The sequence below is a fragment of the Citrobacter farmeri genome, assembly GCF_019048065.1.
Taxonomy (GTDB): domain Bacteria; phylum Pseudomonadota; class Gammaproteobacteria; order Enterobacterales; family Enterobacteriaceae; genus Citrobacter_A; species Citrobacter_A farmeri.
Genome location: NZ_CP077291.1, coordinates 613,837 through 627,982 on the forward strand (window position 1 = coordinate 613,837; position 14,146 = coordinate 627,982).

Consider the following 14,146-nt stretch of genomic DNA (forward strand, 5'->3'; position numbering starts at 1 on the left):
GGTCATTCGATTACAGCGCGGCGATGACCGCCTGCTGCTCAATCAGTTTCGCTTTCGCTTCCGCATAACCGTCCAGTTTCTCACGCTCTTTGGCGATCACCGCTTCCGGAGCGCGCGCCACAAAGCCTTCGTTAGCCAGTTTGTTTTCAATACGGCTAATTTCACCTTCGATTTTTGCCACTTCTTTCGCCAGACGCGCCAGCTCATCTTCTTTATTGATGAGGCCTGCCATCGGGATCAGCAGCTCGGCACCGTCAATGATTTTGGTGACCGATACCGGACCTTTATCATCGGCAGGCAGCACGGTGATGCTCTCCAGACGCGCCAGGTTCAGCAAGAAGCTACGGTTGTCGTTCACGCGACGTTCCGCGTCCTTGCTGCAGCCACGCAGCAGCAGTTCCAGCGGTTTGCCCGGGGCAATGTTCATTTCCGCACGGATATTACGCACCGCGGTGATCGCCTGCTTCAGCCATTCGGTATCGGCGAGTGCGGCTTCATCCACCTGGGCGGCGTTATAGTCCGGGAACGGCTGCAACATGATGGTATCTGCATCGATACCGGCAATCACTTTCACACGCTGCCAGATGGTTTCCGTAATAAATGGAATGATCGGGTGCGCCAGACGCAGCAAACCTTCCAGCACGCTGACCAGCGTGTGGCGAGTGCCGCGCAGTTCAGCTTGCGTTCCGCCGTTCATCACCGGCTTCGTCAGCTCCAGATACCAGTCGCAGAACTGGTTCCAGGTGAACTCGTACAGAATGCCTGCGGCGATATCAAAGCGGAAGTTGTCCAGCGCTTCACGGTACGCTTTAGTGGTCTGGTTGAATTCCGCCAGGATCCAGCGGTCCGCCAGCGACAAGGTCATTTCGCCGCCGTTGAAACCGCAATCCTGGTCTTCCGTGTTCATCAGCACAAAGCGGCTGGCGTTCCACAGCTTGTTACAGAAATTACGGTAACCCTCCAGACGCTTCATATCCCAGTTGATGTCGCGACCGGTAGAGGCGAGCGCGGCCAGAGTGAAGCGCAGGGCGTCGGTACCGTGCGGCTCAATGCCGTCCGGGAACTGTTTCTCGGTGCGCTTACGGATTTTCTCGGCCAACTGCGGCTGCATCATGTTGCCGGTACGTTTCTCCAGCAGGTCTGCCAGGGATATCCCGTCGACCATATCCAACGGATCAATGACGTTGCCCTTGGATTTGGACATTTTCTGCCCTTCGTCGTCGCGGATCAGGCCAGTCATGTAAACCGTGTGGAACGGAACCTGCGGTTTGCCATTTTCATCTTTGATGAAATGCATGGTCATCATGATCATGCGGGCAATCCAGAAGAAGATGATGTCGAAGCCGGAGACCATCACGGAAGTCGGATGGAACTGACGCAGTGCGTCGGTGTTTTCCGGCCAGCCGAGCGTGGAGAACGTCCACAGCGCGGAGGAAAACCAGGTATCAAGAACGTCTTCGTCCTGACGCAGGGCAACGTCGGCACCCAGGTTATTTTCCTGACGTACTTCGTCTTCGTTGCGGCCAACATAGACGTTGCCGTTGTTGTCGTACCATGCCGGAATACGGTGACCCCACCACAACTGACGGGAGATACACCAGTCCTGAATATCACGCATCCAGGAGAAATACATGTTTTCGTACTGCTTCGGTACGAACTGAATGTCGCCGTTCTCAACCGCTTCCACCGCCGGTTTTGCCAGCACGTCGGCACGGACGTACCACTGGTCGGTCAGCATTGGTTCGATAACCACGCCGCCACGGTCGCCGTACGGTACGGTCAGATCGTGAGGTTTAATTTCTTCCAGCAGGCCCAGCGCGTCAATCGCGGCAACTACCGCTTTACGTGCGGCAAAGCGCTCCAGTTTCTGAAACTGTGCCGGGATTTCATTGGAGTAAACGTCGGACTCGTTGCCTTTGGTGTCGTACACTTCCGCCGTTTCGCGAATATCGCCATCAAAGGTGAAGATGTTGATCATGGGAAGGGCATGACGACGACCGACTTCGTAGTCGTTAAAGTCGTGCGCCGGGGTGATCTTCACGCAGCCGGTGCCCTTTTCCATGTCGGCATGTTCGTCACCGACGATCGGAATGCGGCGGTTTACCAGCGGCAGCACCACGAATTTGCCAATCAGATCTTTATAACGCGGATCTTCCGGGTTGACGGCCACGCCGGTATCGCCGAGCAGGGTTTCCGGACGGGTGGTCGCAACAACCAGGTAATCTTTACCGTCGGCGGTTTTTGCGCCGTCGGCCAGCGGGTAGCGGATGTGCCACATTGAGCCTTTAGACTCGCGGTTTTCTACTTCCAGATCAGAAATAGCGGTGCGCAGTTTTGGATCCCAGTTCACCAGACGTTTGCCACGGTAAATCAGATCTTCTTTGTACAGGCGGACAAACACTTCTTTCACGGCATTGGAAAGACCTTCGTCCATGGTAAAACGCTCGCGCTCCCAGTCAACGGAGTTACCGAGACGGCGCATCTGGCGAGTGATGGTGCCGCCGGATTCCGCTTTCCACTGCCAGATTTTGTCGATAAAGGCATCGCGACCATAATCGTGACGGGTTTTACCTTCTTCAGCGGCAATTTTACGCTCAACCACCATCTGGGTCGCGATACCCGCGTGGTCGGTACCGACCTGCCACAGGGTATTTTTCCCCTGCATGCGCTGGTAGCGGATCAGGGTGTCCATGATGGTTTGCTGGAAAGCATGACCCATATGCAAACTGCCGGTGACGTTCGGCGGCGGGATCATGATGCAGAAGGACTCTTTGCTTTCATCGCCGTTAGGCTTGAAATAGCCCTGCTTTTCCCAGTGCTCGTAAAGCGGCTGTTCGATATCTTGGGGGTTGTATGTCTTTTCCATTATTTCCAGGTTGCCGTATTCAGGTTAAAACCAGCCACGCGGTAGGCTTTGTAGCGTTCGCGTGCCGATTGTTTCAAAGAATCTTCGTAAGGGACGAAGTCTATCACTTCTGTGAAAGCGGTGGCAAAATCTGCAAAGCCAACGCGCAAACTGATGAGCAGATCGCGTGGGCTGCTGTTACGTTTTTCCGGCCAGGCAATTTCCACCGGCGAACCGCCGCGCGGTCCTTCACCTGCCAGATTGTGCGGGACGAAACTGTCAGCCGGTCTGGACCACAGCGCTTCATCCAGGCGAATCGCCTGTTTTTCGTCTTCACAGGCAATTAATACGCGTTTGCCACTGCGCCAACGTTCTGCGGCAATTTCACACACCAGTTGCTCGACGGCGCTTAAGCCATCGACGGCGTTTTCGTTGTCCAGAAGGTAGAACGTTGCATTTTTCATATATGGGACTTCTTGTGGTGGATTTAAACGCGTTGCCATGTTGCACACCGTAGGCCTGATAAGGCGCATTAGCACCGCCATCAGGCATTTTGCCGGATGGCGGCGCTAATCCGGCCTACGGGGCAATCTCAAACTTACTCTTCACCGGAAAAACCCGCACGATTGAGCAGGAACTGTGACAACAGCGCCACCGGACGACCGGTTGCGCCTTTGGCTTTCCCGGAGCGCCAGGCGGTACCAGCGATATCGAGGTGCGCCCAGTTGTACTTGCGGGTAAAACGGGACAGGAAGCAGCCCGCAGTAATTGCACCGCCAGGACGACCGCCGATATTCGCCATATCCGCGAAGTTGGACTCCAGCTGTTCCTGATACTCATCGCCCAGCGGCAGACGCCATGCGCGGTCGCCTGCCTGTTCGGACGCGCCGATCAGCTCGTGGGCCAGCGGGTTATGGTTTGACATCAGACTGGTGATGTGATGGCCCAGCGCAATCACGCAGGCACCCGTCAGGGTTGCCACGTCGATCACCGCTTCCGGCTCAAAACGTTCAACGTAGGTTAAGACGTCGCAGAGCACCAGACGGCCTTCGGCATCGGTGTTCAGTACTTCAACCGTCTGACCGGACATTGTCGTCAGCACGTCGCCCGGACGATAGGCGCGACCACCAGGCATATTTTCACAGCCTGCCAGTACGCCGATGACGTTGATCGGTAGCTGAAGCTCTGCCACCATGCGCATCACACCGTAAACGGCAGCGGCACCGCACATGTCGTACTTCATCTCGTCCATGCCTTCGGCAGGTTTGATGGAGATACCGCCGGAGTCAAAGGTGAGCCCTTTACCAACCAACACGATTGGCCGGACATCTTCGGACGGACTGCCTTTGTACTCGATCACCGACATCAGCGATTCGTTCTGCGAACCGTGACCGACGGCGAGGTAAGAGTGCATTCCCAGCTCTTTCATCTGCTGTTCGCCGATGACGCGGGTGACCACATTCTTACTGTAGCTGTCAGCCAACTGGCGCGCCTGAGAGGCCAGATAGGCGGCGTTACAGATGTTCGGCGGCATGTTGCCGAGATCTTTCGCGGCCTTAATACCGGCGGCAATGGCGAGACCGTGCTGGATCGCACGTTCGCCGCTGGTCAGTTCACGGCGGGTCGGCACGTTGAAGACCATTTTACGCAGCGGGCGACGCGGCTCGCTTTTGGTGGTTTTCAACTGATCGAAACTGTACAGCGTTTCTTTGGCTGTCTCGACAGCCTGACGCACTTTCCAGTAGTTGTTGCGGCCTTTGACGTGCAGTTCGGTCAGGAAGCAGACGGCTTCCATTGAGCCGGTATCATTCAGAGTATTTATCGTTTTCTGAATCACCTGCTTATATTGACGTTCATCCAGCTCGCGCTCTTTGCCACATCCGATGAGGAGAATACGCTCGGACAGCACGTTGGGAACATGGTGCAACAACAAGGTCTGACCTGGTTTGCCTTCCAGTTCGCCACGGCGCAGCAGGGCACTAATGTACCCGTCGCTGATTTTATCGAGCTGTTCTGCAATCGGAGAAAGGCGGCGTGGTTCAAAGACGCCCACGACGATGCAGGCACTCCGCTGTTTCTCCGGGCTACCGCTTTTTACACTAAACTCCATGCACTACGCTCCTGAATCTTAAAGACAACGGCGGCGCCTGCGGTTAGAATTGCAAGCTTTCGTAACTCATGTCCGCAGTTGCGGTGACTTCGTGTTAATCTTAACGTTATTACGGCATTGGCACATCAGAACGCGTTCTGAGTGGCGAATCCGCTGAGTATAATAATTTTAGCGACGATTTCGACGACTCAAGAGAATAAATGACGTTTAAGCCATGAAACAAGCTAAATTCCTGCAAAAGACGAGTTTTTACGGGCGTATTTAAAGTGATAATCATAAGATATCTGGTGCGGGAGACGCTCAAAAGCCAGCTTGCCATCCTCTTCATCCTGCTTTTGATCTTCTTTTGTCAAAAGTTAGTGAGGATCCTTGGCGCAGCGGTTGACGGTGACATTCCGGCAAATCTGGTGCTCTCGCTGCTGGGCCTCGGCGTGCCTGAAATGGCGCAGCTCATCCTGCCGCTCAGCCTGTTCCTTGGACTGTTGATGACGTTGGGCAAACTGTATACCGAAAGTGAAATTACGGTGATGCACGCCTGCGGTCTGAGCAAATCCGTGCTGGTGAAAGCCGCCATGATCCTGGCGCTGTTCACCGGGATCATTGCCGCCGTTAACGTCATGTGGGCGGGACCGTGGTCGTCAAAGCATCAGGATGAGGTACTCGCCGAGGCGAAAGCCAACCCTGGAATGGCGGCACTGGCGCAAGGGCAGTTCCAGCAGGCCACCAACGGCGGCTCGGTACTGTTCATTGAAAGCGTTGAGGGTAGCGATTTTAAAGATGTGTTCCTCGCGCAGATTCGCCCGAAAGGTAACGCTCGTCCTTCCGTGGTGGTCGCCGATTCCGGACATTTATCGCAACTGCGTGACGGCACGCAGGTGGTCACGCTGAACAAAGGCACCCGCTTTGAAGGCACCGCGCTGCTGCGCGATTTCCGCATCACCGACTTCCAGGACTATCAGGCGATAATTGGTCACCAGGCGGTGGCGCTGGATCCTAACGATACCGATCAGATGGATATGCGCACGCTGTGGTCCACCGATACCGATCGGGCCCGTGCGGAACTGCACTGGCGTATCACGCTGGTATTCACCGTATTTATGATGGCACTGATGGTCGTGCCGTTGAGCGTGGTCAACCCGCGTCAGGGGCGGGTGCTGTCGATGCTGCCTGCGATGCTGTTGTATCTGATGTTCTTCCTGATCCAGACCTCCCTGAAATCCAACGGCGGGAAAGGTAAGCTGGACCCGGTTATCTGGATGTGGGCCGTCAACCTGCTGTACCTGGCGCTGGCGGTGGGGCTGAACCTGTGGGATACAGTGCCGGTGCGCCGTCTGCGCGCCCGTTTTTCGCGTAAAGGAGCGGTGTGATGCAGCCATTTGGTGTCCTTGACCGCTATATCGGTAAAACCATTTTCACCACCATCATGTTGACGTTGTTCATGCTGGTGTCGCTTTCCGGCATTATCAAGTTTGTTGACCAGCTGAAAAAAGCCGGGCAGGGGAGCTACGATGCGCTGGGCGCGGGGATGTACACCCTGCTCAGCGTGCCAAAAGATGTGCAGATTTTCTTCCCGATGGCGGCGCTGCTTGGCGCGCTGTTGGGACTTGGGATGCTGGCCCAGCGCAGCGAACTGGTGGTGATGCAAGCGTCGGGTTTTACCCGTATGCAGGTGGCGCTCTCGGTGATGAAAACCGCGATCCCGCTGGTGCTGCTGACCATGGCCATCGGCGAGTGGGTTGCGCCGCAGGGCGAGCAAATGGCGCGTAACTACCGGGCGCAGGCGATGTACGGCGGTTCGCTGCTTTCCACCCAGCAGGGGCTGTGGGCGAAAGACGGCAATAACTTTGTGTACATTGAACGGGTGAAAGGCGACGAAGAGTTAGGCGGTATCAGTATCTACGCCTTTAACGATCAGCGTCGTCTGCAGTCGGTGCGCTATGCCGCATCTGCGAAGTTTGACCCGGAACAGAAGGTCTGGCGGTTGTCGCAGGTGGATGAGTCGAATTTGACCGATCCGAAGCAGGTAACCGGTTCGCAAATAGTGAGCAGTACCTGGAAAACCAACCTCACGCCGGACAAACTGGGCGTGGTGGCGCTGGACCCGGATGCGCTCTCCATCAGCGGTCTGCACAATTACGTGAAGTACCTGAAGTCGAGCGGCCAGGAGGCCGGACGCTATCAGCTCAATATGTGGAGCAAAGTCTTCCAGCCGCTGTCCGTGGCGGTGATGATGCTGATGGCGCTGTCGTTCATCTTTGGTCCGCTGCGTAGCGTGCCGATGGGTGTGCGTGTGGTGACGGGGATAAGCTTTGGTTTTGTCTTCTACGTGCTGGACCAGATATTCGGTCCGTTGACGCTGGTGTACGGCATTCCGCCGATTATCGGCGCGCTGCTGCCGAGCGCCTCGTTCTTCTTAATCAGCCTCTGGCTGATGATGCGTAAGTCATAATCTCCGGCACGTTCTGGCGCAGTGCCTGATGGCGCTGCGCTTATCAGGCCTGCTCGCGAATTATGATGCGTAAGTTGTCATCTCTTGTAGGCCGGATAAGGCGGTTACGCCGCCATCCGGCAAACTGCGGCGCAATGCCTAGCGTCTTCTTCCACCCATCAGGCTGCCTAATACCCCGCGGATGATTTGATTGGTCACCTGACGGGCGGCGCTTTTCGCCATTGTCTGCACCACACCATCTTTTTTACCGCCGCGTGGCCCGGTAGTGCCGAACAGAATATCTTTCAGACCGCCAAGAATACCGTCGTCAACGGCCACTTCTTTACCTTTCGCGGGGGGATTACTCTGTTGTTCAGTTGCCACTTGTATGCCTTTTTGCAGCATTTCAAACGCGGACTCCCGGTCCAGATCGTCTTCGTATTTGCCATAAACCGCAGAGTGGTTGATCAGCCCGTTGCGCTCATCATCCGTCACCGGTCCCATACGTGAGCACGGGGCAATTACCATCGCCCGCTCGACGACCGACGGGCTACCTTTGGCATCAAGAAACGAAACCAGCGCTTCGCCGGTGCCCAGTTCCTGAATCGCTTTCTCCGTATCAAACGCCGGATTGGCACGCATGGTTTGCGCGGCGGTTTTCACCGCTTTCTGATCTTTCGGCGTGAAGGCGCGTAGGGCGTGCTGAACGCGGTTGCCCAACTGACCGAGTACGTTATCCGGAATATCCGCCGGGTTCTGCGAAACAAACCAGACACCAACCCCTTTCGAGCGGATGAGACGGATCACCTGTTCGATTTTATCCAGCAGCACCTGCGGGGCGTCATTGAACAGCAGATGCGCTTCATCGAAGAAGAAGACCAGCTTCGGTTTTTCCAGATCGCCGGCTTCCGGTAGTTGCTCATACAGCTCGGAGAGCATCCACAGCAGGCTGGCAGCGTAGAGTTTCGGCATCTGGTAGAGCTTCTCGGCGCTGAGAATATTGATGGTCCCTTTGCCATTGGCATCGGTCTGCATCCAGTCTTTGATGTCGAGCATTGGCTCGCCAAAGAAGTGCGTTGCCCCTTGCTGTTCAAGCGTCAGCAGTCCGCGCTGAATAGCGCCGACCGAAGCGCTGCTGATATTGCCATACTGATTCTGGAAGGATTTGGCGTTATCGCCGATGTACTGGGTGATGGCCCGCAGGTCTTTGAAATCCAGCAGCAACAGCCCCTGATCGTCAGCAATGCGGAAGATAATGTTCAGTACGCCGGACTGTACTTCGTTAAGGTTCAGCAGACGCGCCAGCAAGAGCGGCCCGAGGTCAGAGACCGTGGCACGAACCGGATGGCCTTTTTCACCGAAGATATCCCACAGCACCACCGGGTTGCTATGCGGTTGCCAGTCGGTAATACCGATGTTTTTCAACCTGGCGAGCAGCTTCTCGGAAGCTTGTCCCTCAGCGGCGACACCTGTTAAATCACCTTTCACATCGGCCATAAATACCGGTACGCCGATTTCCGACAGCGATTCGGCCAGTTTTTGCAGCGTGACGGTTTTTCCGGTACCGGTCGCGCCAGTAATCAGTCCATGACGGTTCGCCATACCGGGGAGTAAAAACAGTTCAGTGTCTGGCGTGCGGGCAATCAGCAGGGGTGAGCTCATTAGATTTCCTCCATTTATCCTGCGTCGAGTATAGGCAATGTGAAGGAAAGAGAATATGCGCAGGGGAGAGAAAATCACTTATAGCGTATTGCCGTGATAAATCTGGTATCCCAAATCGATCGTATTATGGTTGTGGTCGTTGTTCTTGATTTTGCTCAGCAACATCTGCGCCGCCATGCGACCAATATCAAAACGGGGCGTAATGACGCTGGCAAGGCTGGGGATCATCTGTCGGCCCATCTCCAGACCGTGGAAACCGGCAATGGAGATTTGCTCCGGCACGGACAGTTCGCGTTCCCGGCAGAACAGCAGCGCACCCATTGCGATATCATCATTGGTGCAGAAAACGCCGTCTAAATCCGGGTGGGCGACGAGCGCGTCGCGCATCAGTTGCGTACCCAGATGAATCGACGAGATCGCCCGCGGGTTAACGCGCAGAGGCGTCAGGTTTCGCTGTGTCATCGCGTCGCAGTAGCCGCAAAAACGTTGTTCATCACGGATATCGTCTTTCGAACCGAGATAGAGAATTTTGCGCCGCTGGCGTTTATCCAGCATGGTGCTGACCATATCAAACGCCGCCTGACGGTTATCAAACCCGACTTCCATATCCAGACGATCGCCCTGGATATCCATCAGTTCGATGATGGGAATGGCCGCCGAGCGCAGGAATTTCACCGTCCGCAGGGTGTGATACTTCTCGGAAAGAATGATGCCGTCGATATTGTAGGAGAGCAGATTGATCACTGACTCTTCTTCTGATTCGCGATCGTAGTTGTAGTTGGCAATCAGGGTCTGATAGTTGTGGTCAGAAGTAACGGATTCAATACCGGCAAGAATATCGGCGAAGAGCTGGTTCTGAAATGAAGGAATTAACACACCAAGCGTGTAGCTTTGCGCGTTCAACAGCATGGCAGGCGCACGGTTCGGGATGTAGTTAATCTCCTCCATGATCTGCGCGATACGCTCGCCGGTTTCCTTTGCGACTTTTTTCGGCGAGCGGATATAGCGGCTCACCGTCATTTTGGTCACGCCCGCGAGCGTGGCGATGTCCTGCAAAGAAATTCTGTGGTTCCTCATCATCTCTCCTGTACCGGGGAGCGGCGGCGAACATCGCTCCCCGGCAGTTAATCCCGCCTTAATGCAGAACGGCGTCTAGCGCCAGCACGCCCAGCAGTCCCATAATCGAAATCAGGGTCTCCATCACCGTCCACGTCCGCAGCGTTTCACCGACGCTAAGATTGAAGTAACCTTTAAACAGCCAGAATCCAGGATCGTTTACGTGCGAAGCGATCACGCTGCCAGCCCCGGTTGCCAGCACCATCAACGCCGGATCGGCATGAGTGACGTTAATGATCGGTAGCACCACGCCTGCGGTAGTAATTGCGGCAACGGTCGCTGACCCCAGCGCAATACGCAGCAATGCTGCCACCGTCCAGCACATCAGCAGCGGCGACAGTGAGGTGCCGGTCATTAACTGCGAAATATACTGGCCCACGCCGCTGTCCACCAGAACCTGCTTAAACGCGCCGCCGCCGGCGATAATGAACACAATCATCGCAATGGCACCGATAGAATCCCCGACGATATCCATGATCTGTTCAATCGTGCGGCCATTGCGTCGACCGAGGGTGAAAATCGCCAGTACAATAGCGATAAACAGCGCGACCGCAGGGTTACCGATAAACTCAAAGAATACCCGTACGGAGTTGGTTTTTGGCAGCGTAATTTCACAGACGGCGGCAACAGCCATCAGTATGACGGGGATCACCGCCGCAAAGATACTGTTCCAGAAGGACGGCATCTCCTCTTCGGTGAACAGGTGTGGGTTAAATAAGCCTTCCGGTGGCGCTTTTTCAAAGCGGGTCAGCAGTTTTGAAAACAGAGGACCTGCAACAATCACCGTAGGTATGGTGATAATGAACCCGTACAGCAGCGTGGTGCCGAGACTGGCTTCAAAAATCGTCGCAATGGCGGTCGGTCCCGGATGCGGCGGCAGGAAACAGTGGGTCACCGAGAGAGCGGCGACCATCGGCACGCCGACGTACAGCAGCGGCAAACCGGATGAGGCTACCACCGTAAATACCAGCGGCAGCAGCAGAACAAATCCAACCTCGAAGAACATCGCCAGCCCGACAACCAGTCCGGTGACGACCAGCGCCCACTGCACGCGCTTTTTACCAAATGTACCGATCAGGGTCGTGGCAATGCGTTGTGCAGCACCCGTATCAGAAATCAATTTCCCCAACATTGCGCCAAAACCGAGGATCATCGCCAGCCCGCCGAGCGTGCCGCCAATCCCGTTTTGAATGGAATGTAAAACTGCCTGTGCGTCCATCCCTTCGGCGAATCCCACGACGGCTGCGACCAGAACCAGGGCGATGAAGCCATTGACTTTAAAGCCAATCATCAGGACCAGAAGCAGCGCGACGCCTGCCGCAATTATGATTAATGGCATAATCTTATCTCTTATCTGTGCCAAAAAGGCAGCGCTTGCGCGCTGCGTAGGGTTGTTCAGCGGTTACACCGCGACCAGCATGCCGCCATCAACGAACAGCAGGTGTCCGTTGACGAAGTCCGAGGCCCTGGAGGAGAGGAATACCGCTGCACCAATCAGTTCCTGTGGATCGCCCCAGCGGGCGGCAGGCGTACGTTTACACAGCCATGAGGTGAAGGCTTCATCTTCAACCAGCGCTTTGGTCATCTCGGTTTTGAAGTACCCCGGCGCGATGCCGTTAACCTGGATGTTATGGCGCGCCAGCTCAACGCACATGCCGCGAGTCAGCATCTTCACGGCGCCTTTCGAGGCGGCGTACGGCGTGATGGTGTCGCGACCCAGTTCGCTCTGCATCGAGCAGATGTTGATCACTTTCCCGGCCTGGCGCTCAACCATCCGACGGGTTACCGCCTGGGAGACGAGGAACACGGCGGTCTGGTTGACCGCAATCACGTCGTTCCACTCCTGCTCTGGAAATTCAGTAAACGGGTGGCGGCGCTGGATCCCGGCGTTATTGACCAGTACATCAATCGGGCCAATATCTTTTTCGATATGCTCTATCGCGGCGTCGATATCCTGTTTATGCGTCACGTTAAAAGGCGCAGCAACGGCGCGGATCCCTTCCTGCTGCAGTTTTGCGACGGCGGCTTCTGCCCGTTCCGACGTAATATCGTTAACGATAATCTGCGCGCCATATTTGCCGAGACCCGTTGCCAGTAAATACCCGATCCCCTGGGCGGAACCGGTGATCAGTATATTTTTACCTGCCAGTGAAAAAAGATCGTTCATGATGTTGCTCCTTATTTTTCATTCTCAAAGACGAGCTGAACTTTCGCCGCCTGAGTTTTATCGCTGGCGAAAATCAGCGCCTGTTCCAGGTCGGTAAACGGGTATTCCGCACTCAACAGCGGCAGCGGATCGATAACGTTGTGCGCCAGCCAGGAGACCGCGGTGTTAAACTCGGTGGTAAAGCGGAAAGAGCCTTTCAGCATGATTTCTTTGCCGATCAGCATCATCATCGGGAAATCAGGAACGGCGCCGCCCATACCAACCTGCACCATCACTCCTTTTGCACGGGTGACTTCCAGACAGGTGGTGATAGAGGAGGGATGGCCCGAGACTTCGAAGCTAATATCGAAATAGCCTTTCTCCGTTTTCCACTGATCGAGCGAGTCATTTTGAGGATTCACCAGCATATTTGCGCCCATTTGCTGAGCCAGCGACAGCGAGCGCGCGCTGACATCAGCGCAGACCACTTCCGCGGCGCCCAGCGTTTTCACCGCGCTGACGATCAGGCAGCCGATAGGGCCGACGCCAGAGATAAATACTTTCTTACCCTGCAGATCGCCGGCCTCATGTGCGGCATGGATGGCCACCGCCAACGGTTCGGCAAAAGCCATGACCTTTTCGTCTGCCTGTTCCGGGTAAGGAATGCACTGGGCGGTATCAACCGTTTTAAACTGGGTAAACCCCCCATCAACGTGCGGGAAATACATTGCGCTGCCAAAAAAGCGCATTTCAGTACACTGGTTTTCTTCATGCTGAAGGCAGTATTTACAATGGCCGCACGGTTTAGACGGATTAATGGCAATTGACTGTCCTTCGCGTAATGTTTCTGAATCGCTATGGACCACTTTGCCAATAACTTCATGACCTAAAATCATTGGCGCTTTGACGGTAAAATTACCGACTTTGCCTTCCTGATAATAATGTAAATCAGATCCGCAAATTCCTCCGCGGGTTATTTTTACGAGCGTACCTTTATTATTCCATTCGATATTCTGTTGTGTTACGGCAACAGAATGCTTACCCGCGACAACGCAGGATTGAGTTTTCACTTCCATAAATGCCTCACTGGGTCAGGACTTCATCTCCGGTGCATTTAAGCGGTTTTAATTGTTCTTATTTGTGACGGGTGTCACACTGGAAAATTGTTACACTACAATGTTACGCATAACGTGATGCGCTTTATAATTCTCATCTATGGAAATAAAAAAGCGTGAAATTGCCGATTGCGCAGGCGTAGTATCGCGCCATGGAATATGACGCAGAGGGTTTTACATGGCCGGGGAAAGCTATATTTTGATGGGTGTTTCAGGAAGTGGTAAATCGTTAATTGGGAGTAAGGTTGCAGCATTATTATCGGCGAAATTTATTGATGGCGACGATCTCCATCCTGCCAAAAACATTGATAAAATGTCGCAGGGAATACCGTTAACCGATGAAGACCGACTGCCGTGGTTAGAACGCTTAAATGATGCGTCCTATAGTCTGTATAAAAAAAATGAGACGGGATTTATTGTGTGCTCGTCATTAAAAAAACAGTATCGCGATTTTTTACGTAAAGGCAGCCCTAACGTGCATTTTCTCTGGCTGGATGGTGACTACGACATTATCCTGGCGCGGATGCAGCGTCGGGCAGGGCACTTTATGCCGGTCGCTTTACTGAAAAGTCAGTTTGAAGCACTGGAATGTCCGCTGGCGGAAGAGGACGATATCGCGCGTATCGACATAAATCATGACATTGAGAACGTGACGGCGCAGTGCCAACAGGCGGTACTGGCGTTTCGCCAGGCGCGGGAGCGACTCAGCACCTCAATCTGAACC

At 54.7% G+C, this 14,146-nt stretch carries 12 protein-coding genes; 4 read left to right on the forward strand and 8 right to left on the reverse strand.

Annotation, left to right across the window (positions count from 1 at the left end; all coding sequences use genetic code 11):
* Window positions 1-10: 10 nt before the first annotated feature.
* From I6L53_RS02865 to pepA, 3 genes are all read right to left on the reverse strand, one after another.
* Window positions 11-2,866 carry a valine--tRNA ligase gene (locus I6L53_RS02865; protein ID WP_042321731.1) on the reverse strand — a complete coding sequence of 952 codons (2,856 nt, stop codon included), beginning with the start codon at window positions 2,864-2,866 and terminating at the stop codon, window positions 11-13.
* Entirely contained in the window at window positions 2,866-3,309 is a 444-nt protein-coding gene (gene holC / locus I6L53_RS02870) for a DNA polymerase III subunit chi (RefSeq protein WP_042321732.1), read from the reverse strand. The genes I6L53_RS02865 and holC overlap by 1 nt, the downstream gene beginning before the upstream one ends.
* A gap of 134 nt (window positions 3,310-3,443) precedes the next feature.
* Window positions 3,444-4,955 (reverse strand): leucyl aminopeptidase, encoded by a 1,512-nt coding sequence (pepA, locus tag I6L53_RS02875; protein WP_042321735.1) that lies wholly within the window; start codon window positions 4,953-4,955, stop codon window positions 3,444-3,446.
* A 153-nt stretch (window positions 4,956-5,108) separates the two neighbouring features.
* Between pepA and ytgA the strand changes: the two genes are divergently transcribed.
* From ytgA to lptG, 3 genes are all read left to right on the forward strand, one after another.
* Window positions 5,109-5,159 (forward strand): protein YtgA, encoded by a 51-nt coding sequence (gene ytgA / locus I6L53_RS02880; RefSeq protein ID WP_211180521.1) that lies wholly within the window; start codon window positions 5,109-5,111, stop codon window positions 5,157-5,159.
* Between the two features lie 62 nt (window positions 5,160-5,221).
* Window positions 5,222-6,322 carry an LPS export ABC transporter permease LptF gene (gene lptF, locus I6L53_RS02885; protein ID WP_042321738.1) on the forward strand — a complete coding sequence of 367 codons (1,101 nt, stop codon included), beginning with the start codon at window positions 5,222-5,224 and terminating at the stop codon, window positions 6,320-6,322.
* Window positions 6,322-7,404 carry an LPS export ABC transporter permease LptG gene (lptG, locus tag I6L53_RS02890; RefSeq protein ID WP_042321741.1) on the forward strand — a complete coding sequence of 361 codons (1,083 nt, stop codon included), beginning with the start codon at window positions 6,322-6,324 and terminating at the stop codon, window positions 7,402-7,404. The genes lptF and lptG overlap by 1 nt, the downstream gene beginning before the upstream one ends.
* Window positions 7,405-7,542: 138 nt before the next feature.
* Here lptG and I6L53_RS02895 read toward each other — a convergent pair whose 3' ends face one another.
* The 5 genes from I6L53_RS02895 to idnD form a co-directional block, all read right to left on the reverse strand.
* Complete coding sequence (locus tag I6L53_RS02895) at window positions 7,543-9,045, reverse strand: helicase HerA-like C-terminal domain-containing protein (RefSeq protein ID WP_042321744.1); 1,503 nt, start codon at window positions 9,043-9,045, stop codon at window positions 7,543-7,545.
* A 78-nt stretch (window positions 9,046-9,123) separates the two neighbouring features.
* Window positions 9,124-10,122, reverse strand: coding sequence for a DNA-binding transcriptional regulator IdnR (gene idnR, locus I6L53_RS02900; RefSeq protein WP_042321747.1), 999 nt, complete (start codon window positions 10,120-10,122; stop codon window positions 9,124-9,126).
* Window positions 10,123-10,180: 58 nt separating this feature from the next.
* The gene (idnT, locus tag I6L53_RS02905) at window positions 10,181-11,500 is read right to left on the reverse strand and encodes a gnt-II system L-idonate transporter (protein ID WP_042321749.1); all 1,320 of its coding nucleotides are present in this window, start codon (window positions 11,498-11,500) and stop codon (window positions 10,181-10,183) included.
* Window positions 11,501-11,563: 63 nt separating this feature from the next.
* Window positions 11,564-12,328, reverse strand: coding sequence for a gluconate 5-dehydrogenase (gene idnO / locus I6L53_RS02910; protein ID WP_042321751.1), 765 nt, complete (start codon window positions 12,326-12,328; stop codon window positions 11,564-11,566).
* A gap of 11 nt (window positions 12,329-12,339) precedes the next feature.
* Window positions 12,340-13,383 (reverse strand): L-idonate 5-dehydrogenase, encoded by a 1,044-nt coding sequence (idnD, locus tag I6L53_RS02915; RefSeq protein ID WP_042321753.1) that lies wholly within the window; start codon window positions 13,381-13,383, stop codon window positions 12,340-12,342.
* 217 nt (window positions 13,384-13,600) lie between these two features.
* Between idnD and idnK the strand changes: the two genes are divergently transcribed.
* A complete protein-coding gene (gene idnK, locus I6L53_RS02920; RefSeq protein WP_042321756.1) occupies window positions 13,601-14,143 on the forward strand; it encodes a gluconokinase in 543 nt (180 codons plus the stop codon).
* Window positions 14,144-14,146: the final 3 nt, after the last annotated feature.